This window comes from Pseudomonas thermotolerans DSM 14292, from assembly GCF_000364625.1.
In the GTDB taxonomy this organism is placed as follows: domain Bacteria; phylum Pseudomonadota; class Gammaproteobacteria; order Pseudomonadales; family Pseudomonadaceae; genus Aquipseudomonas; species Aquipseudomonas thermotolerans.
The window spans coordinates 74,971-93,188 of the sequence record NZ_KB822601.1 but is presented as its reverse complement, the minus strand read 5'-3'; the positions used below and the strand labels follow the sequence as shown (position 1 = coordinate 93,188).

19 protein-coding genes and 2 pseudogenes are annotated in these 18,218 nt (G+C 67.8%); 9 read left to right on the top strand and 12 right to left on the bottom strand.

The genetic code is table 11. The features are described 5' to 3' along the window. The first annotated feature begins 43 nt into the window (after positions 1 to 43). Positions 44 to 370, top strand: coding sequence for a DUF1820 family protein (locus H165_RS0103360; RefSeq protein WP_017937495.1), 327 nt, complete (start codon positions 44 to 46; stop codon positions 368 to 370). 15 nt (positions 371 to 385) lie between these two features. On the opposite strand, the gene H165_RS0103355 is transcribed toward H165_RS0103360, so the two are convergent. The 5 genes from H165_RS0103355 to H165_RS19915 form a co-directional block, all read right to left on the bottom strand. Next, entirely contained in the window at positions 386 to 934 is a 549-nt protein-coding gene (locus H165_RS0103355; RefSeq protein ID WP_017937494.1) for a tetratricopeptide repeat protein, read from the bottom strand. Between the two features lie 159 nt (positions 935 to 1,093). Next, entirely contained in the window at positions 1,094 to 2,377 is a 1,284-nt protein-coding gene (gene hemL, locus H165_RS0103350) for a glutamate-1-semialdehyde 2,1-aminomutase (protein ID WP_017937493.1), read from the bottom strand. 13 nt (positions 2,378 to 2,390) lie between these two features. Continuing rightward, on the bottom strand, positions 2,391 to 3,017 hold the full coding sequence (locus H165_RS0103345; protein ID WP_017937492.1) for a PIN domain-containing protein: 627 nt from the start codon (positions 3,015 to 3,017) through the stop codon (positions 2,391 to 2,393). A gap of 18 nt (positions 3,018 to 3,035) precedes the next feature. Further along, the gene (gene thiE, locus H165_RS0103340; protein ID WP_017937491.1) at positions 3,036 to 3,659 is read right to left on the bottom strand and encodes a thiamine phosphate synthase; all 624 of its coding nucleotides are present in this window, start codon (positions 3,657 to 3,659) and stop codon (positions 3,036 to 3,038) included. Then, on the bottom strand, positions 3,656 to 4,453 hold the full coding sequence (locus H165_RS19915) for a hydroxymethylpyrimidine/phosphomethylpyrimidine kinase (RefSeq protein ID WP_017937490.1): 798 nt from the start codon (positions 4,451 to 4,453) through the stop codon (positions 3,656 to 3,658). The genes thiE and H165_RS19915 overlap by 4 nt, the downstream gene beginning before the upstream one ends. 167 nt (positions 4,454 to 4,620) lie before the next feature. Here H165_RS19915 and H165_RS0103330 point away from each other — a divergent pair, with 167 nt between their 5' ends. The 3 genes from H165_RS0103330 (at position 4,621) to H165_RS0103320 (ending at position 9,478) form a co-directional block, all read left to right on the top strand. Then, on the top strand, positions 4,621 to 7,023 hold the full coding sequence (locus H165_RS0103330) for a hybrid sensor histidine kinase/response regulator (protein WP_017937489.1): 2,403 nt from the start codon (positions 4,621 to 4,623) through the stop codon (positions 7,021 to 7,023). Between the two features lie 152 nt (positions 7,024 to 7,175). After that, entirely contained in the window at positions 7,176 to 7,829 is a 654-nt protein-coding gene (locus tag H165_RS0103325) for a TetR/AcrR family transcriptional regulator (RefSeq protein ID WP_017937488.1), read from the top strand. Further along, the gene (locus H165_RS0103320) at positions 7,826 to 9,478 is read left to right on the top strand and encodes an acyl-CoA dehydrogenase family protein (protein WP_017937487.1); all 1,653 of its coding nucleotides are present in this window, start codon (positions 7,826 to 7,828) and stop codon (positions 9,476 to 9,478) included. The genes H165_RS0103325 and H165_RS0103320 overlap by 4 nt, the downstream gene beginning before the upstream one ends. A gap of 40 nt (positions 9,479 to 9,518) precedes the next feature. On the opposite strand, the pseudogene H165_RS18345 reads toward H165_RS0103320, so the two are convergent. Next, positions 9,519 to 10,677: pseudogene (locus H165_RS18345) on the bottom strand (MFS transporter). 104 nt (positions 10,678 to 10,781) lie between these two features. Next, positions 10,782 to 10,919: a hypothetical protein gene (locus H165_RS19735; RefSeq protein ID WP_017937486.1), complete on the bottom strand. Its 138-nt coding sequence runs from the start codon at positions 10,917 to 10,919 to the stop codon at positions 10,782 to 10,784. Positions 10,920 to 11,092: 173 nt separating this feature from the next. Here H165_RS19735 and amn point away from each other — a divergent pair, with 173 nt between their 5' ends. Further along, entirely contained in the window at positions 11,093 to 12,565 is a 1,473-nt protein-coding gene (amn, locus tag H165_RS0103305) for an AMP nucleosidase (RefSeq protein WP_017937485.1), read from the top strand. A gap of 177 nt (positions 12,566 to 12,742) precedes the next feature. Beyond that, positions 12,743 to 13,357 carry a pseudouridine synthase gene (locus tag H165_RS0103300; protein ID WP_017937484.1) on the top strand — a complete coding sequence of 205 codons (615 nt, stop codon included), beginning with the start codon at positions 12,743 to 12,745 and terminating at the stop codon, positions 13,355 to 13,357. Between the two features lie 12 nt (positions 13,358 to 13,369). Here H165_RS0103300 and H165_RS0103295 read toward each other — a convergent pair whose 3' ends face one another. The 3 genes from H165_RS0103295 to H165_RS18340 form a co-directional block, all read right to left on the bottom strand. Then, a complete protein-coding gene (locus H165_RS0103295; protein ID WP_017937483.1) occupies positions 13,370 to 13,588 on the bottom strand; it encodes a DUF2788 domain-containing protein in 219 nt (72 codons plus the stop codon). Positions 13,589 to 13,642: 54 nt separating this feature from the next. Further along, a complete protein-coding gene (locus H165_RS0103290; RefSeq protein ID WP_017937482.1) occupies positions 13,643 to 14,122 on the bottom strand; it encodes an Lrp/AsnC family transcriptional regulator in 480 nt (159 codons plus the stop codon). Positions 14,123 to 14,436: 314 nt separating this feature from the next. Then, the gene (locus H165_RS18340; RefSeq protein WP_081609320.1) at positions 14,437 to 14,733 is read right to left on the bottom strand and encodes a transposase; all 297 of its coding nucleotides are present in this window, start codon (positions 14,731 to 14,733) and stop codon (positions 14,437 to 14,439) included. Between the two features lie 163 nt (positions 14,734 to 14,896). Here H165_RS18340 and H165_RS19050 point away from each other — a divergent pair. From H165_RS19050 to H165_RS0103280, 3 genes and pseudogenes are all read left to right on the top strand, one after another. After that, positions 14,897 to 15,052 (top strand): annotated as a pseudogene (locus tag H165_RS19050) (transposase); the annotation flags it as partial. 14 nt (positions 15,053 to 15,066) lie between these two features. Then, on the top strand, positions 15,067 to 16,113 hold the full coding sequence (locus tag H165_RS18335; RefSeq protein WP_017937480.1) for a recombinase family protein: 1,047 nt from the start codon (positions 15,067 to 15,069) through the stop codon (positions 16,111 to 16,113). Beyond that, positions 16,110 to 16,541 carry a hypothetical protein gene (locus H165_RS0103280; RefSeq protein WP_017937479.1) on the top strand — a complete coding sequence of 144 codons (432 nt, stop codon included), beginning with the start codon at positions 16,110 to 16,112 and terminating at the stop codon, positions 16,539 to 16,541. The genes H165_RS18335 and H165_RS0103280 overlap by 4 nt, the downstream gene beginning before the upstream one ends. A gap of 11 nt (positions 16,542 to 16,552) precedes the next feature. Here the strand turns inward: H165_RS0103280 and H165_RS0103275 are convergent, their stop codons facing one another. Together H165_RS0103275 and H165_RS0103270 are read right to left on the bottom strand one after the other, a co-directional pair. Further along, positions 16,553 to 17,578: a nucleotidyl transferase AbiEii/AbiGii toxin family protein gene (locus H165_RS0103275; RefSeq protein WP_017937478.1), complete on the bottom strand. Its 1,026-nt coding sequence runs from the start codon at positions 17,576 to 17,578 to the stop codon at positions 16,553 to 16,555. Beyond that, positions 17,565 to 18,161, bottom strand: a complete 597-nt coding sequence (locus H165_RS0103270; RefSeq protein WP_017937477.1) for a DUF6088 family protein — start codon at positions 18,159 to 18,161, stop codon at positions 17,565 to 17,567. The genes H165_RS0103275 and H165_RS0103270 overlap by 14 nt, the downstream gene beginning before the upstream one ends. Between the last annotated feature and the right edge of the window lie 57 nt (positions 18,162 to 18,218).

The window sequence follows — 18,218 nt, the reverse complement described above, 5'->3', positions numbered from 1 at the left end:
CTATGATTCGCGGCCCTGTTCCAGTCGTCCCCCTTCCCGATCCATGAGCAAGAGCGATCCCATCTACAAGGTCATCTTCTTCAACCAGGGCCAGGTCTACGAGGTGTATGCCAGGCAGATCTTCCAGAGCGAGATCTGGGGCTTCCTGGAGGTGGAGGAGTTCGTCTTCGGTGAGCGCACCCAGGTGGTCGTCGATCCCAGCGAGGAGAAGCTCAAGGCGCAGTTCGAGGGGGTGATTCGCAGCTTCCTGCCGATGCACTCGATCATCCGCATCGACGAGGTGGAGCGTCTGGGCACGGCGAAGATCAGCGAGGCCAAGGGCGGTAACGTGATGCCCTTCCCCATGCCGATGCCCGATCGCAAGGGCTGATCGGACGCGGCGCCACTAGGGTAGCGGGGCGAAGGGGGTGGTGCCCTCGGCGGCCTGCAGCTCCTGCAGATAGTTGCGGAAGATCTGCCCGAGCACTCGGGTGGCGATCTCCAGTTCGTCGGCACGCATCTGTGCGGCCACCAGGTCGGCGCTGTCCATGGCCTCGTCGGCGCCGTTCACCGCGGCCATCTTCAGCACGATGTAGGCCTGCACGTTATTGGCCTTCACCCCCTCGCCGCGGAAGAACATCATCCCCAGCCGCTCCTGGGCTAGGGCATGGCCCTGCAGGGAGGCCTGCTCGAACCACTTGAGCGCTTTGTCGAGGTCGCGGGGGGTGCGCTTGCCGTCGTAGTAGAACTCGCCCAGCTCGTACTGGGCCTGGGGGTCGCCGGTCTGGGCGGTCTGCTGGCATTCGGCCAGGGCCTGGGGCAGGTCCTCGGGCGCGGCGTTCAGCGTGCAGCGCCCGGTGGCGGGGATCAGCAGGGAATTGCCGCCCGCGTTCGCCAGCAAGGGGGAAACGAGCAGCAGGCAGCCCATGAACAGGCTGCGACCGGTGCGGTTCATGAAAATCCAGGCGCCTCAAACAACCGTGCGAGCGGTGTGCCCACCGACGAAACGCGTCGGCGGTCACATTATGGGATAAGCCGGCTTCGACTTACAAAGGTCTTTGTGCCCTGGCAACGCCCGGGAGGGACGGCGGCGCGCTGGGCGCCGCCGCGGGGCTTACCTGAGCGCGGCGAAGGCGCGCTCGGCGGCGTCCAGCGTGATCTTCAGTTCGGTCTCGCCGTGGGCGATGGAGGTGAAGCCCGCCTCGTAGGCGGAGGGCGCCAAGTACACGCCGCCTTCCAGCATCAGGTGGAAGAAGCGCTTGAAGCGCTCGGCGTCGCTGGCCATCACGTCGGCGAAGGTGACGATGTCGTCGGCACCGCTGAAGTACAGACCGAACATGCCGCCGGCCTGGGTGGTGACGAAGGGGATGCCGGCGGCATCGGCACGCTCCTGCAGCCCCTGCAGCATGCGGCTGGTGTAGGCGGTCAGCTCGTCGTGGAAGCCCGGACGGCTGATCAGCTTCAGGGTGGTCAGACCGGCGGCCATGGCCAGCGGGTTGCCGGACAGGGTGCCGGCCTGGTAGACCGGGCCGAGGGGGGAGATCTTCTCCATGATCTCGCGCTTGCCGCCGAAGGCGCCCACCGGCATGCCGCCGCCGATGATCTTGCCGAAGGTGGACAGGTCCGGGGTTACCCCGTAGAGCGCCTGGGCGCCGCCGAGGGCGACGCGGAAGCCGGTCATCACCTCGTCGAAGATCAGCACCACGCCGTGCTGGTCGCACAGCGTGCGCAGGCCTTGCAGGAAGCCCGGCGCCGGCGGCACGCAGTTCATGTTGCCGGCCACCGGCTCGACGATGATGCAGGCCACTTCCTTGCCGACTTCCGCCAGGGTCTTCTCCACTGCGGCCAGGTCGTTGAACGGCAGGGTCAGGGTGTGCTTGGCGAAGGCCGCCGGTACGCCGGGGGAGTTGGGCACGCCGAAGGTCAGGGCGCCGGAGCCGGCCTTGACCAGCAGGCTGTCGGAGTGGCCGTGGTAGCAGCCCTCGAACTTGATGATGCTGTCGCGGCCGGTGTAGCCGCGGGCCAGGCGGATCGCGCTCATGGTTGCCTCGGTGCCGGAGCTGACCATGCGCACCATGTCCATGGACGGCACCAGCGAGCAGACCAGCTCGGCCATCTCCACTTCCAGAGCGGTCGGCGCGCCGTAGGACAGGCCGTGCTCCAGCTGGCGGCGCACCGCGTCGAGCACCGCCGGGTGGCTGTGGCCGAGGATCATCGGTCCCCAGGAGCCGACGTAGTCCACGTAGCGCTTGTCGTCCTCGTCGATCACGTAGGCGCCTTCGGCGTGCTTGAGGAACAGCGGGGTGCCGCCGACGCTCTTGAACGCGCGGACCGGCGAGTTGACGCCGCCGGGGATGTGTTTCTGGGCGTTGGCGAAGAGGGTTTCGGAACGGGACATGAGGGGGATTCCTTCAGGAGTTGAGCTGGTAGATGAGCGACCCTTGCTTGTCGATCACCACCCCTTGTTTGGTGAGTTCATTGATCAGGTCATTGATGACGAGCGGACCCAGTTTCCTCTGGAAGGCAGAGTCCAGCGCTGTGCCCAACGTCTTGCGAGTGGCTGGCTTGGCCTTGCCCGCCTTTTTTAAGTACTGAATGGCAAACGTCACACGCTCCGCCGCGCTCATCTGGGCCGGCGACTTCTTCTGACTACTCGGCGCAGCAGGCTTCGGAGCCGGGGCTGCACTTACCACCGCCGCACTGCGGTTTGCTTTGAGCCCCAGGCTGCGCATGTGCTTGAGTAGCGGGTCGTAGCCGGTGTCCTTCGATATGACCACGAACTCGCTGTCAGGCTCGCTGCTGGAAATCTGTCCCATGTAGAAGGCAATCAGGAAGTCCAGCGCGTTCTTGCCGCTGTTCTGCATTCGGATGTACTTGGCCCGCTCGCCGAACTCCTGAATCTCACCGGCGAGATCCACGCTGATCTTCGGCTGATGGGCACCGACGAAGATCCTCAGCTGATAGCCCTCGTTTCTAAGTTTCTGCAACGAGGCGGGTTGAACATTTTCCAGGTCGATCATGGCGTACTTGTTGGCCATTGGCTTTCTGCTCTCTCCTTAGAACAGGGCGGCGAAGGCGCGGGCGCGGCGTTCCACCTCGGCGGCCGAGTCGGCGGCGAACAGGGCATGCACCACCGCCACCAGGCTGGCGCCGCGGGCAATCAGGCCCGGGGCGTTGTCCAGAGTGACGCCGCCGATGGCGACGACCGGCAGGGCGAAGCGCCGAGCGGCCTCGTCCAGCAGCTGCGGCGTGGCGGCCGGCGCGCCGGGCTTGGTGTTGGAGTTGAAGAAGCGCCCGAAGGCGAGGTAGCTGGCGCCCTCGGTGACGGCCCGCTCGGCCAGGTCCAGCCGGGCATGACAGGTGGCGCCGAGCAGCGCATCCGGGCCGAGGCGGCAGCGCGCTTCGGCGAGTGAGCCGTCATCCTGGCCGAGGTGCAGGCCGACGCCGAGGCGTTCGGCGAGGGCCAGGTCGTCGTTGATGATCAGGCTGGCACCGTGGCGGGCGCAGAGCTCGGCCAGGGCCGCGGCTTCCGCGTAGCGGCGCTCCTGGTCGGCGGACTTGTCGCGGTACTGCAGCAGCCGGGCGCCGCCGCGCAGGGCAGCCTCCACGTAGGGCAGCAGGCGCTCGCCGGCGAGCAGCTGGCTGTCGGTGATCGCGTAGAGGCCGCGCAGTTGGCTCACGAGCAGAAGTCCAGCGGCAGGCGGCGCGGCACGTACTGGCCCTGGCCGGGGCGCTCGGCGTCGCGTAGGGTGCGCCAGGTGTAGGCCAGGGCTGACTCCACCGCACTGACCAGGCTCTCGCCGAGGGCCAGGCGGCCGGCCAGGGCGCTGGCCAGGGTGCAGCCGGAGCCGTGGTAGCTGCCGGGCAGGCGCGGGCAGGGGAAGGTGTGGCGGCTGCCGTCGCGGTTGTACAGGCGGTTGTGCACGTCGGCCTCGTCGCCGTGGCCACCGGTGATCAGCAGATGTTCGATGTGCGGCAGCAGTCGCTCGGCGCATTCATCGGCGCTGCCTTCCGGCAGCTCGGCGAGGATCCGTGCCTCCGGCAGATTGGGGGTGGCGATGGCGGCGACCGGGAACAGCCGCTCGCGGATCGCGTAGCCCACCTCGTCCTTGCCCAGGGCGCCGCCGCCGCCGGCGCGCAGCACCGGGTCGCAGACCAGCGGCACGCCGGGCAGCGCCTGCATCAGTTCGAGCACGGTATCGACCATCTCGGTGGAGCCGAGCATGCCCAGCTTGACCGCGGCCACCGGCATGTCGGCGATCACCGCGCGGGCCTGGGCGAGCACCCAGTCACGGTCGAGGACGTGGAAATCGGAGACGTTGACGGTGTCCTGGACGGTCAGGGCGGTGACGGTGGGCGCCGCGTGGCAGCCCTGGGCGAGCAGGGCCTCGATGTCTGCCTGCAGGCCGGCGCCACCGCTCGGATCGTGGCCGGACAGGCAGAGAACGACGGGACGGGAGTTGTAGGTATTCATGGTGCGCGAGCTTAGCACCTTCGCGGCGTGCTTTCGACCGCAGGGGCGCGTCCGGCGCGGCCTCGCTGTGCTAGAGTGGACGCCTTCCAACAATCGTCTCGCGTGATCGGCCAGGGTGGGGAGTGTGGGGCTCTCCGGCGCGGTCCGCCGGGGCTTTGCGGGGCACCATGCGCTACGGCCTGTTTCTCCTTCTGACCCTGCTGGCGAGTCTGGCCGGCGCGGTCGAGTTCGACGAGCACACCCGGCACCTGCCGCTTGGCCGGCACATTTACGTCTTCGAGGACGTGCGTGGCCAGACCAGTCTCGAGGAAATCCTCTCCCCGGCGCTGCAGGGCAGCTTCCGCGCGCTGGACCGCGAGGTGCTGAACGCCGGCTATTCGCGCTCGGTGTTCTGGCTGCGCCTCGACCTCAGCTACCGGCCCAGGCAGGCCCGCGGCCAACAGGCCTGGCTGCTGGAGCTGGCCTATCCGCCGCTGGATCATGTCGACCTCTACCTGCCGGACGGCGCGGGCGGCTTCCGTCTGGCCCGGCGCACCGGCGATGCGCTGCCCTTCTCCAGCCGCGAGTTGCGCCAGAACAACTACCTGTTCGAGCTGGAGATGCAGCCCGGGGAGACCAAGCGCGTCTATCTGCGCCTGCAGAGCCAGGGGTCGATCCAGGCCCCGCTGGCGCTGTGGTCGCCGACCGCCTACCTGGAAGCCCAGCCGTCGCGCATCTACGTGCTCGGCATCATCTACGGCGTGCTCCTGGTGATGCTGATCTACAACATGTTCATCTACCTGAGCGTGCGCGACATCAGCTACCTCTATTACATCCTCTACATCGCCTCCTTCGGCCTCTATCAGGTGTCGGTGAACGGTGCGGGGATCCAGTACTTCTGGCCGGACAGCCCCTGGTGGGCGAACGCCGCAACGCCCTTCCTGATCGGCTCGGCGGCGCTGTTTGGCAGCCAGTTCGCACGAAGTTTCCTGCACACCGCCGAGCACAGCCCGTGGATCGACCGCGGCCTGCTGCTGATGATGGGCGCCGGAGCGGTGGGCATGCTGCTGGCGCTGCTGGCCGGCTACGACCTGGCGCTGCGCTGGACCACCACGGTGGCGCTGCTGTTCACCATCGTGATCTTCACCGCGGGGATCACCGCCTGGTTGCGTGGCATGCGCGTGGCGCGCTACTTCATCATCGCCTGGAGCGCCTTCTTGCTCGGCGGGATCATCAACACCCTGATGGTCCTCGGCTATCTGCCGAACACCTTCTTCACCATGTATTCCAGCCAGATCGGCTCGGCCATCGAGGTCGCCCTGCTGTCCCTGGCCCTGGCCGACCGCATCAATGCCATGAAGGAGGAGCGGGCGCGCATCCTCGAGGAGTCCGGGCGCAAGCTGGAGGCCCTGAACCAGGAACTGGCCAACAGCAACCGCCTGAAGGACGAGTTCCTCGCCACCGTGACCCACGAGCTGCGCACGCCGATGAACGGGGTGATCGGCTCCCTGGAGCTGATGCAGACCCTGCCCCTGGAGGGCGAGCAGGAGCAGTATCATCGGACCGCCAGCAGCTCGGCCCGCGACATGCTGCGCATGGTCGACGACATCCTGGTGCTCACCGAGCTGCAGGCCGACAAGCTCTACCCGCGCCGCGAGATCTTCAGCCTGCGTGCCCTGTTCGAGGGGCTCGCTGCCCAGTACGCGCCGCGCGCCGTGGAGAAGGGCCTGGCCTTCGAGCTGCAGCTGGACGACAGCCTGCCGGACATCCTCGAGGGCGACGGCGCCAGGCTCGGCCAGTGCCTGGGCTACCTGCTCGACAATGCGGTGAAGTTCACCGCCCGCGGTCAGGTGCGGGTCCGCGTGCGCTCTGCCGAGGCGCAGAGCGGCCCGGCGCCGGGCCAGCTGTCGCTGTGCGCGGAGGTGATCGACAGTGGCATCGGCTTCTCCGCCGGCCTGGATGGCGACCGGCTGTATGGGCATTTCCACCAGCTGGACAGCTCCATGACCCGCGAGTACGGCGGCCTGGGCATCGGCCTGGCGATCTGCTGGCAACTAGTCGGCCTGCTCGGCGGCACGCTGTCCCACGAGTCGCGGCCCGGGCACGGCAGCTGCTTCCGTCTCTGCGTGCCGCTCGCCCTGCCGCCGCAGCTGCCGCGCGCCGCCAGCGAGCGGCCGCAGGGCACCGCCGTGCGCCGTCCGGAGGAATGCACCGTGCTGGTGGTGGAAGACGACCCCATCAACCAGCTGGTGACCCGCGGCATGCTGCTCAAGCTCGGCTACCGGGTGCGTTACGCCGACAACGGCGCCGAGGCCCTGGAGATCCTGCGCCGTGAGTCGGTGGACGGGGTGCTGCTGGACTGTCAGATGCCGGTGATGGACGGCTTCGCCACCTGCCGCGCTCTGCGCGCTCTGCCAGGCTGCGCCGAGCTGCCGGTGCTGGCGATCACCGCGCACAGCCACAGCGGCGACCGCGAGCGCTGCCTGGCCGCCGGAATGAGCGATTACCTGGCCAAACCGGTGAAGTTCGACGAGCTGCGTGTCCTGCTGCACGACTGGCTGCTCTGTCGCACGGAGAGCGTGCGGGCCTGATCCTTCCGCCCTGATACCCTGGCATGCGGTGTCGGAGCTGCCGTCCGAGGTCGTGCCCGTGGCCCATCTGCTCTCGCCTTTGGCGGAAATCCCGCTTTCGGCAAGCTCTGAATCCTGATTCACTGAAGAAAAAGTGAATCCGGATTCATTTCATGGCCTACCGCATCACCGAAGCCCGCCTGGACCGTGACCTGGAGCTGCGCCAGCGGATCCTCGACTGCGCCCTGGCGCGGGTCGCCGAGGGCGGCTTCGCGGCCCTGACCATGCAGGCCCTGGCCGATGACGTGGGCATTGCCACCGGCAGCCTGTACCGGCATTTCCGAGGCAAGGGCGAGCTGGCCGCCGAGGTGTTCGCCCGTGCCAGCCAGCACGAGGTGGAGGCCCTGGCCGATGTGCTGCGCGCCCCCGGGCCGCCCGCCAGACGTCTGGCTGCCGGTCTGGAACGCTTCGCCGCGCGCGCCTGGCACAGCCGCCGGCTGGCCTTCGCGCTGATCGCCGAGCCGGTGGACCCCGAGGTGGACGCCCAGCGCCTGCGCTACCGCGAGGCTTACGCCGGGCTGTTCGTCGAGCTTCTGGAGGAGGGCGTGCGCCACGGCGTCTTCCGCATCGAACGGATCCCCCTGTGCGCCGCCTGCCTGGTCGGCGCCATCGCCGAGGCCCTGATCGGCCCGCTCTCGCCTCAGGCCCGCGCCGCGCGCGAGCAGGGCGGTGGCGGTCCCGACCTGGCCGAGGTCAGCCGTTCCCTGGTCACCTTCTGTCTACGCGCCGTCGGCGCCAGCCTGCCAGCCGAGGAGGAGCAATCATGAGCCTGAGCCACGAGTACGCGGAAACCCACGAGGTGTTCAACCAGGTGCCGCCCCTGGACGGCGTCAACCTCTACCGGATCGACCTGCCGTTGCAGGAATGGCTGCGGCGTTTCGGCGGTGACTGGGCCGAGGCGCGCATCGACGCCTATGGCGCGCTGGCCGGCGGCCCGTTGATGCAGGCTGGCTTCCTGGCCAACGAGAACAGGCCGGTGTTCAAGAGTCATGACCGCTACGGGCATCGCATCGACCTGGTGGAGTTCCATCCGGCCTATCACGAGCTGATGCGCACGGCCATCGAGCACGGCCTGCCCTCGCTGCCCTGGAGCGATCCGCGCCCCGGCGCCAACGTGGCCCGCGCGGCCTTGACCTATCTGCACAGCCAGGCCGAGGCCGGCAGCGGCTGTCCGCTGACCATGACCTTCGCCTGCGTGCCGGCCCTCCGGCTGCAGCCGGAGATCGCCGAGCGCTGGCTGCCGAAGGTCCTCGCCACCAGCTACGACCCTCGCAACGTGCCCATGGAGCAGAAGTCCGGCGTGACCATCGGCATGGCGATGACCGAGAAGCAGGGCGGCACCGACGTGCGTGCCAACACCACCCGCGCCTATCCGGTGGGAATCCCCGGTCCCGGCCAGGCCTATGAGCTGGTCGGCCACAAGTGGTTCTGCTCGGCGCCCATGTGCGACGCCTTCCTGACCCTGGCTTACACCGACAAGGGACTGTCTTGCTTCCTGCTGCCGCGCCACCGCCCGGACGGCACCCGGAACCAGTTCTACGTGCAGCGTCTGAAGAACAAGCTGGGCAACTGGGCGAATGCCTCCAGCGAGGTGGAATACCGTGGCGCCCTGGCCTGGATGGTCGGTGAGGCGGGGCGTGGCGTGCCGACCATCATCGAGATGGTGGCGCTCACCCGCTTCGACTGCATGGTCGGCTCCAGCAGCCTGATGCGCCAGGCGCTGACCCAGGCCGCCCATCACTGCGCGCACCGCAAGGTAGGCGGCCGGGTGCTGGCCGAGCAGCCGCTGATGCAGAACGTGCTGGCCGACCTGGCCCTGGAGAGCGAGGCGGCCCTGGCCCTGAGCATGCGCATGGGCCGCGCTCTGGACAACCTGCACGACGAGCAGGAAGACAGGTTCGCCCGCCTGGTCACCGCGGTGGGCAAGTACTGGATCTGCAAGCGCGCCCCGGAAATGATCGCCGAGGCCAGCGAATGCCTGGGCGGCGCCGGCTACGTGGAGGAGACCATCCTCCCGCGGCTGTACCGCGAGGCGCCGGTCAACTCCATCTGGGAAGGCTCCGGCAACGTGCAGTGCCTGGACGTGCTGCGCGCCCTATCCAAGGAGCCCGGGGTGCTGGACGCGCTGTTCGCCGAGCTGGGCGACGGTCACGGCGACGCCCGCCTGGCGGCCTTCATCCAGCGCATCAAGGCCGGCTTCGCCGACACCGACGACATCCAGTACCGTGCCCGCCAGCTCACCGAGGACGTAGCCCTGGCGCTGCAGGCCAAGCTGCTCCTCGAGGCCGGCAACAACACGGTGAGCGACGCCTTCATCGCCAGCCGCCTGGCCGGCGGCGGGCGGGTCTACGGCACCCTGCCGCGCGGCGTCGACGTCGAGGCCCTTGTGGCACGCGCTACCCCGCACCTGATCTGAGCCGAACCCAGTATGGCTCGGCGGCCGGCACGGGGCCGGATCAGCTGGCGAGGGCGCGGCGTTGCAGGCGTAGAGCGAGGAACGCCGCGCCGGTGAACACCCCCGCGGCCAGGTTGAGGGCCAGCGGCAGGCCCTGCGGGCCGAAGGCTCATCAGCGCGCCGCTGAGCAGCGGGCCGTGCAGGCTGCCGACACCCCAGAGCATGCCGACGCAGGCGTTCGCGGTGACCAGGTCGGCGCCGCGGAAGTCCTGGCCGATTAGCACCAGGGCCAGGGTATAGATGCCTCCGGCCGCCGCACCGAGCAGCGCCAGCGCCGGCCAGAGCAGGCCGGGCACGCCGATCAGCCAGGGCAGGGTCAGGCCCAGACCGAGGGTCATCAGGCCGCATCCCAGGTGCATGGCGCGCCGGTCGAAGCGGTCCGAAAGCCAGCCCAGCGGCACCTGGAAGAGCATGTCGCCGGCGAGGATGACGCTGGCCATCAGCGCGGCCAGCGGCAGGGCATAGCCGTGGAGGCTGGCGTACAGGGGAAACAGCGAGAGCACCACGGCATCGAAGAAGGCGAAGAACACCACGCCGATGCACAGCGCCGGGGCGACGCGCAGGAAGCCAGTCAGGGAGAAGCTGCGCGGTGTCTCTTCCTCGGGACTTTGCCCCCAGTCGCCGGGCAGGTAGCGCCAGACCGCCGCCAGGGCCAACAGGTTGCCGAGGGTGACGATGCCCACCGGCCAGGGACTCTGTTCGCCGAGCAGGCTGATCAGCGCGGGGCCGGCCAGCTGGCAGCCGGTAAAGCAGGCCGCGTAGAGGGCCACCACCTGGCCGCGGCGGGCGTCGTTGCACAGCTCGTTGACCCAGGATTCGCCGAGGATCACCGCCACGCCCATGCCGATCCCCAGGGTCAGGCGCGCCAGGGCCAGCAGGGGCAGGGCGTCGGGCAGCCACTGCAGGCTGCTGGCGCTCAGTGCGCAGAGCGCGAAGCAGGCCAGGTACAGGCTGCGTCCCGAGAAGCGCCCACACAGGCGGTTGGTGGCCAGTGCGGCGAGGATCATCCCGGCAGCCGGCATGGCGCTGATCGCCCCGATCAGCAGCGAGGAGGTGCCTGCCTCGTGCAGGCGCAGGGAGACCAGCGGCAGGGTGGCGCCCATGCTCAGGCCCACCACGGAGACGGCGAAGATCAGGATGGACAACAACCAGCGATTCACTTTTCGATTCCCGCCCGCAAAGGGCCAAAAATGAGAACGGGGACAGGCGCGATGCGCTGTCCGACAGCTGCGGCAGAAGGCTCGGGTCGCGACAGACGAGCGACTCAGGCGGCGGGCGGCGAGAAGGTGAAGGCGAACAGCACTCCGCGACGGCGACGCAGCAGGGCGTCGCGCGGCCAGGTACGCGTCAGCAGCGCCATCTCGGGCTGAGTGGAACGCGACAGGGGAGTGGGCAGCGGCATCTCGTGGGGAAGAGGGGACGGAACGAAGGCGGCGGAGTCTAGGGAGCGCCGTGGCGCGGGTCAAGCCGCGGACGACGACCTGCTCCGCGCCGGCGAACGGCGTCGCCCGTGTCGTGTCATCGCCGGCGGAAGCAGGCAAGATAGCCCTGAACATCCAGCAAGGAAGATCCGCAGTGAACGCCAGAACCGATGAATTCGTCGTTGCCCGCAGCCCCGAAGAGGCGGTCGACCGTCTTGCGGCCCTGCACCGGGAGGCCACGGAGGCCCTGCGCCGCGCCCTCAAGCGCTACATCCGGGAGCGTGCCGCGCCCAGCGCGGAGGAGCGCGCGCTGTTCCGCTACCCCGAGCTGCGGCTGACCTACCACTGCCAGGGCGAGGTGCCGAGCACCACCCGGGCCTATGCCAAGGTCCAGGTGCCGGGCACCTACGCGGTGACCATCACCCAGCCGGATGCCTTCCGCGGCTACCTGCTGTCCCAGCTGCGCCCGCTGATGGCAGACTTCACGGTGACCGTGGAGGTGGGGCTCGGCCAGCAGAACATCCCCTACCCCTACGTGGTGGAGCAGGGCGATGAGCTGGCCGGCAGCGGGGTGACCGCCGCCGAACTGGCCCGGGTGTTCCCCAGCACCGACCTGTCCGCCGCCACCGACAGCGTGGCCGACGGCCTGCACGACTGGGAGAACGGCGGGCCCATGCCCCTGGCGCTGTTCGACGCGGCGCGGGTGGACTTCTCCCTCAAGCGCCTGCAGCACTATACCGGCAGCGACTGGCGCCACGTGCAGCCGTGGATCCTGCTGACCAACTACCACCGCTACGTCGACCAGTTCATCCGCCACGGCCTCACCCAGTTGCGCGACGACCCGCGCTTCGTGCGCATGGTGCTGCCCGGCAACGTGATCATCGAGCGCGGCACCTCCGAGGAGGACGCCCAGGCGGTGGCCGATGCGGTGGTCTGGCACCGCTACCAGATGCCCGCCTATCACCTGGTGGCCGCCGACGGCCACGGGGTGACCCTGATCAACATCGGCGTCGGCCCGTCCAACGCCAAGAACATCACCGACCACCTGGCCGTACTGCGCCCGCACTGCTGGCTGATGATCGGCCACTGCGGCGGTCTGCGGCAGTCGCAGACCATCGGCGACTACGTGCTGGCCCACGCCTACATGCGCCGCGACGGCATCCTCGACCGGGTGCTGCCGCCGCACATCCCGCTGCCGGCCCTCGCCGAGGTGCAGCAGGCCCTGCAGGAGGCCGCCGCGCAGGTCACCGGCGAGCGCGGCGAGGCGCTCAAACGACGCCTGCGCACCGGCACCGTGCTCACCTACGATGACCGCAACTGGGAGCTGCGCTGGGCCCAGGAACGGCCGCTGATCAACCTGTCGCGGGCGGTGGCGGTGGACATGGAGAGCGGCACCGTGGCCGCCCAGGGCTATCGCCTGCGGGTGCCCTACGGAACCTTGCTGTGCGTCTCCGACAAGCCGCTGCACAGCGAGATCAAGCTGCCCGGCGCGGCCGGCGCCTTCTACGAGCGGGCAGTGGCCCAGCACCTGCACATCGGCCTGGCCGCCCTCGACCTGCTGCGCGGCCAGCTCGATTCCCTGCACTCGCGCAAGCTGCGCAGCTTCGACGAGCCGCCGTTCCGCTAGGGCCGGTGCTGCGCTCCCTAGCGCGGGCGTTCGCTGGTGGAAGGGGTGTCGATGCGAATAGGCATGGCGGCTTCCGGGTAGGGCAAGGCCTTGGGATAACCCACCGGGCCGCAGCGCTTGCCCGTGGCCCGGCCGGCGCCTTAGCATGCCTGCCGGTTTTCCCTGCCTGGATCCTCCATGCCGCGTTCACGCCCCCGTCCCGCCCGTCCGGCACCGCGCCGCGTGGCCAAGGCGCCGCCGGCCAGACCGCGGCTGATCCTCCTCAACAAGCCGTTCGACGTGCTCACCCAGTTCCGCGACGACCAGGGCCGCGCCACCCTCAAGGACTTCGTTCCGGTCCCCGGTGTCTACCCAGCCGGGCGTCTGGACCGCGACAGCGAGGGCCTGCTGCTCTTGACCAACGACGGTCGCCTGCAGGCGCGCATCGCCGATCCGAAGCACAAGCTGGCCAAGACCTATTGGGTACAGGTGGAGGGCGTGCCGAGCGAGGCGCAGCTGCAGCGCCTGCGCGACGGGGTGGAGCTGAACGACGGCCTGACCCTGCCGGCCGAGGTGCGGCAGATTCCCGAGCCGGAACTGTGGGAGCGCCATCCGCCGGTGCGCTTTCGCAAGAGCGTGCCTACCGCTTGGCTGGAGCTCTGCATCCGTGAGGGGCGCAACCGTCAGGTGCGGCGGATGACCGCGGCGGTGGGCCTGCCCACCCTGCGCCTGGTGCGGGTGCGCATCGGTCCCTGGAGCCTGGACGGCCTGGCCCCGGGGCAGTGGCGCGAGGTGCCAGCGCGGTTGGAGTGAAGGGGGCGCGGCTCAGTGCGGGATGCCGCGGAAAACTTCGATCAGGTAGCCGATCACCGGCTTGGCCATGAAGGCGAACAGGCACAGGCCGAGGCCGAGGAACAGGATCGCGGTGCCCAGGCGGCCGGCCTTGGACTTCTTCGCCAGGTCCCAGATGATGAAGATCATGAAACAGATCAGGCCCCCGACCAGGACGTACATCATCAGGGCTTCGAACTGTTCGGTTTCCATGGCGACCTCTCGGCTGAACGAGCAACAAAGTCGGGCATTATACGCCCGGGCCCCTCAGCTGCGCAGATGTTGCAGCGGTAGCTCGGTGGTGGAGATCACCTGGTCGAGCACGAAGCTGGAACGCACGCTGGACACCCCTTCGATGCGAGTGAGGGTGCCGAGCAGCAGCCGCTGGTAGTGATCCATGTCCGGCACCACCACCTTCAGCTGGTAGTCGGCATCCATCCCGGTCACCAGGCTGCACTCCAGCACCTCCGGACATTGGCGGATCTCCTCCTGGAAATGCGCGAAGCGTTCCGGGGTGTGGCGGTCCATGCCGATCAGCACGAAGGCGGTGAGCGACAGGCCGAGCTTCTTGCGATCGAGCAGCGCCACCTGGCGGAGGATGTAGCCGTCGTCCTCCAGCTGCTTGACCCGCCGCGAGCAGGGCGAGGGCGATAGGCCGATGCGCTCGGCCAGTTCCTGGTTGGAGATGCGCGCATCGCGCTGCAGTTCGGTGAGGATTTTCAGGTCGTAGCGGTCGAGCTTTTCCATGGTTTGAGCGCTTTTTGATTTGGATTGTGTGATTTGAAGTGATTCTAGTGAAAGATTGCGAAAATGGCGATAATAAGCGCAATCTTCGCAATCCTCTGCCCCGCGTTCGAGGATAAGCTTTTCTCCAGTTTCACGACCCGGCCACCCCGTCCACCCGGCCCGCCCAATCAGGCAGACCGGCGCCGACGGTCCCACAGGACCGCTCAGGCCCCCGGGTCCGCACCGCCCAACCAGGCGGGCGAGGAAAACGGCGACACGATTGCCGGGACTGGACGACTACAGCGAAGGGCGTCTCCTTGGAGCGCCCTTTTGTTTTATCGCGCTTTCCCAGCGAAGCAAGCACTGGCGAGAATGCTCCAGGCCGATTCACGCAGGTTGCGGGCGAACGCTGCAGCGGCGCGAGACCTCTGTCCCAGGCATGCCGCGGCCAGCATCGCCAGCGCTGCCAGCCTTCCCGCTGGGGCGTACCAGACTTCCTTCAGGGCATCCTTGAGCGGATAGACCATGGCCAGCGGCTGGTTGGCCGCGAGCAGTTTCTGCAATCGCACGGCTTGCCCGTCCTTCGGGTTTTCGCGATTGCGCAGCAGTAGCCATGACCACCAGCCAGTCAATCCGCTCGGTTGCCCGCTCGCAACTCAGGCAGTCGACGTGATGCACCGGCAGTTGTCGCAGGACGTGCTGGTCAAATCGCGCTCACGCACCAGGCGAATCCGCCGCTCATGGATCGGCGGACAGGCTTGGCGGCAACGCCCGCCTTGGGGGCGGAGCAGCTTGCGGCGCCAATTCGATATCGAGCGGATGTTCGGCTGGCTGAAGGAGAGCCGCAGGATCGGCACTCGCTACGACAAGTTGGCAAGAAGTTTTGCCGCAATGGTCACGCTGGCTTGCACGCTGCGGTGCCTACGGCAGAACTTTTCGTACAGAACCTAGCGGACTTCTCCAAGATGCTCGAGGTGTTCGAGCGCTACGGCGTGTCGTTTGTGTCGGTCACCCAGCAGTTCAATACGACGACCTCCATGGGCAGGTTGATGCTGAACATCCTGCTGTCTTTCGCCCAGTTCGAGCGCGGGGGCACTGGCGAGCGCATCCGCGACAAGATCGCGGCCAGCAAGCGCAAGGGCATGTGGATGGGTGGCGTGCCGCCGCTGGGTTACGACGTCGAGAACCGCCGACTGGTGCCCAACGAGCGCGAGGCCAAGCTGATCCGGCACATCTTCCAACGCTTCGTCGAACTCGGCTCCAGTACCGCACTGATCAAGGAGCTGAAACTGGATGGCGTGACGTCGAAGGCGTGGACCGCGCAAGACGGCAAAACTCGCGATGGCAGGCCGATCGACAAGGGCCACATCTACAAGCTCCTGAGCAACCGGACCTACCTTGGCGAGTTGCGGCACAAGGACCAGTGGTACCAGGCCGAGCATCCGCCCATCATCAGCCGCGAACTGTGGGACAGCGTCCACGCGATCCTGGAGACGAATGGCCGGGTGCGAGGCAACACGACGCGGGCCAAGGTTCCCTATCTGCTCAAGGGCATCGTGTTCGGCAACGACGGCCGGGCACTGTCGCCGTGGCACACCACCAAGAAGAACGGCCGGCGCTACCGCTACTACGTGCCACAGCGTGATGCCAAGGAACATGCGGGCGCCTCAGGCCTGCCGCGACTGCCTGCCGCAGAACTCGAATCGGCGGTATTCGACCAACTGCGCGCCATCCTGCGTGCGCCGAATCTGCTCGGCGACATGCTGCCGCAAGCAATCAAGCTCGACCCAATGCTGGACGAGGCCAAGATCACCGTGGCCATGACCCGACTCGACGCGATTTGGGATCAACTGTTCCCAGAGGAGCAGACACGGATCGTCAAGCTGCTGGTGGAGAAGGTGATCGTGTCGCCCAATGACCTCGAGATGCGACTGCGCGCCAACGGCATCGAGCGTCTGGTGCTGGAACTGCGTCCCGAGCCCGTCGAGCAGACGGAGGAGGCGCTGGCATGAGTGACATCCGCATCCAGAAGACCGGCGAGCCGGACATTCTCCAGACCAGCGACGGTAGGCTGACCCTGTCGGTGCCGATCCAGATCAAGCGGCGCAGCGGGCGCAAGCTGGTCACGCTGCCGAACGGCGAAACCGCTCCCGTAAGGCCGTGGGATATGACACCGACGCCGCTCCAGTTGGCGCTGGCCAGGGGGCACCGCTGGCTGGCCATGCTGGAGTCGGGGGAAGCGAAGTCACTGAAGGAGATCGCCGCGCGGGAGGGGATCGACAACAGCTACGTGAGTCGGATGGTCAACCTGACCACGCTGGCGCCGGACATCGTGGCCGCGATCCTGGATGATACGCTGCCGAACCATGTCACCCTGTTCGACTTGGCGGTGGACCCTCCGGCGTCGTGGGATGAGCAGCGCGCGCGGATTGGGCTTTGAAACGGCCGACCTCAAGCCAGCCGATTGACCTTGTCCTGGATGGCGGCGCAGGTTTCCAGAATCGCATCGAACGCCGGCTGATCCGACAGCAGCAGGCCGTCCTCGCGCATCGCCGCAAAATCCTGCGCCAACGCCGTGCGTGATGCGCCTTCCGGTACCAGCTTGAGCGAGCCGCTCACAGCCTCGACGTAGTCGATCTTGCCGCCGTTGGCATCCTTCTCGGCAAAGAACATCGACTTGTGCTCGGCCACCTGATGCGCCAGTTGCCGATCGGCGGCCGCTTTGTCGAAATGCTCGGTTCGCGCCAACGCCGCCAAATCGTACCAATGACGTGAATAGCGTTCGCCGCGCAGGCGTTCCTGGCGGCAATAGACGTGCGCGGCCGTGGCCTTCTCCCAGAACGTGCGTTCGGCGGCCATGACCAAGGGCCGTGCCGTCGGGAAGGTCACGTCCTCGATCCACGGCGCGATGTCGCAGGCGACTTCATGAAAGTGGTGCGGCTCACCGGTGGCGCGCGCCCCGAACTCCAGTTGAACCGTCGCGGAGACATAGCCCGTGCCGCTCTTGACGGCAGGGTAGGCGATGATCAGTTTGTCGCGGTCCTGGCCGGCGAGACTCAAGTCGGCCTGCAAGCCGCTCGCGGCCAAGGCGTCATCGATGACGGGGCGCACAGTCTGCTCGATCCACTCGGGAAGCAGTGCACGCACTGCGCGGGTGATCTTCTTTTCCTGACTCGCAGACGCCGGAATCGGATTGCCTTCGCGCAGCAGATCCGGCACCAGGGCGCGGATGTCGTAAGTCAGATCGATGTCTTCCGAGAAGCGGTCGATGACCTTGTAGACCTTGGAAAGCGAGGTCCCACCCTTGAACGTCAACACATCGGCGATCGGAGATCCATAGATCGCCGCGAGCGTCCACACCACCCAGATGTCCTTTTCCAGCAGGTGTGCCGGGCGGCCGCTCTGGGCCGCCGCGTATTCCAGAGCCTCGACCCGATCGGCCTGGCTGAGCGCGAACCAGGAATCAGCCACGTGCATTCGCCTCGCTGACCGCGCGCGCCATCCAGCCGGGCAGGGCCGCCCGCGCGGCCTGCAGGGCGGCCCATTCTTCGGCGGGCAGCTTGGTGTGGAGGATGTGCAGGGCGGTGGGCGCCTGCTCGGGCCCCAGCCAGGACAGAGCGCGAATGGCCTTGCCGGCTGCGCGTTTGCCGAGCGCAAGCTGCCAGCGGCTGCCGTGCTTGAGCTCGACGGTGCGGTTGCCCAGGCGCAGTTTGCGCGTGGGCCCCGACGTCAGAAAGATCTCCCGGGTCGGCACCTGCGTGGTCAGCCCCAGCGCATTGGCTTCCGCCGCGCCGTTGGGCACGACGACTTCACCGTGGGTGGACGCGATGGCTTCGACGACCGCCTCGGTCGAGGGCGGGCGGGAACCGAAGCGGCTGGCCACCGGCAGGGCGTAGGCCCCCCGTCCGACGCGCAGCAACTTCCCCTCGCGTGCCAGTCGGGCCAGCGCCTGATCCACCGCCGCCCTGGACGCCAGATGCAGGAATTCCTTGGGTGATATCAAGCCTCCCTCCGGGAGGGCCTGGGCGGCGGACAGAATGGCTTCGCTGAGGTGGCTCATGGGGTGGTCTCCGTTTGTCAGAAGTATATAGCTGTTTCTGACATCTTTCAAACCGCC

Bases quoted from the DNA above. Each gene is read 5' to 3' on its own strand.
- H165_RS0103360 (WP_017937495.1), top strand. From the start codon at position 44: ATGAGCAAGAGCGATCCCATCTACAAGGTCATCTTCTTCAACCAGGGC.
- H165_RS0103355 (WP_017937494.1), bottom strand. From the start codon at position 934: ATGAACCGCACCGGTCGCAGCCTGTTCATGGGCTGCCTGCTGCTCGTT.
- hemL (WP_017937493.1), bottom strand. From the start codon at position 2,377: ATGTCCCGTTCCGAAACCCTCTTCGCCAACGCCCAGAAACACATCCCC.
- H165_RS0103345 (WP_017937492.1), bottom strand. From the start codon at position 3,017: ATGGCCAACAAGTACGCCATGATCGACCTGGAAAATGTTCAACCCGCC.
- H165_RS19915 (WP_017937490.1), bottom strand. From the start codon at position 4,453: ATGAATACCTACAACTCCCGTCCCGTCGTTCTCTGCCTGTCCGGCCAC.
- H165_RS0103330 (WP_017937489.1), top strand. From the start codon at position 4,621: ATGCGCTACGGCCTGTTTCTCCTTCTGACCCTGCTGGCGAGTCTGGCC.
- H165_RS0103325 (WP_017937488.1), top strand. From the start codon at position 7,176: ATGGCCTACCGCATCACCGAAGCCCGCCTGGACCGTGACCTGGAGCTG.
- H165_RS0103320 (WP_017937487.1), top strand. From the start codon at position 7,826: ATGAGCCTGAGCCACGAGTACGCGGAAACCCACGAGGTGTTCAACCAG.
- H165_RS19735 (WP_017937486.1), bottom strand. From the start codon at position 10,919: ATGCCGCTGCCCACTCCCCTGTCGCGTTCCACTCAGCCCGAGATGGCG.
- H165_RS0103300 (WP_017937484.1), top strand. From the start codon at position 12,743: ATGCCGCGTTCACGCCCCCGTCCCGCCCGTCCGGCACCGCGCCGCGTG.
- H165_RS0103295 (WP_017937483.1), bottom strand. From the start codon at position 13,588: ATGGAAACCGAACAGTTCGAAGCCCTGATGATGTACGTCCTGGTCGGG.
- H165_RS0103290 (WP_017937482.1), bottom strand. From the start codon at position 14,122: ATGGAAAAGCTCGACCGCTACGACCTGAAAATCCTCACCGAACTGCAG.
- H165_RS18335 (WP_017937480.1), top strand. From the start codon at position 15,067: ATGCTCGAGGTGTTCGAGCGCTACGGCGTGTCGTTTGTGTCGGTCACC.
- H165_RS0103280 (WP_017937479.1), top strand. From the start codon at position 16,110: ATGAGTGACATCCGCATCCAGAAGACCGGCGAGCCGGACATTCTCCAG.
- H165_RS0103275 (WP_017937478.1), bottom strand. From the start codon at position 17,578: ATGCACGTGGCTGATTCCTGGTTCGCGCTCAGCCAGGCCGATCGGGTC.
- H165_RS0103270 (WP_017937477.1), bottom strand. From the start codon at position 18,161: ATGAGCCACCTCAGCGAAGCCATTCTGTCCGCCGCCCAGGCCCTCCCG.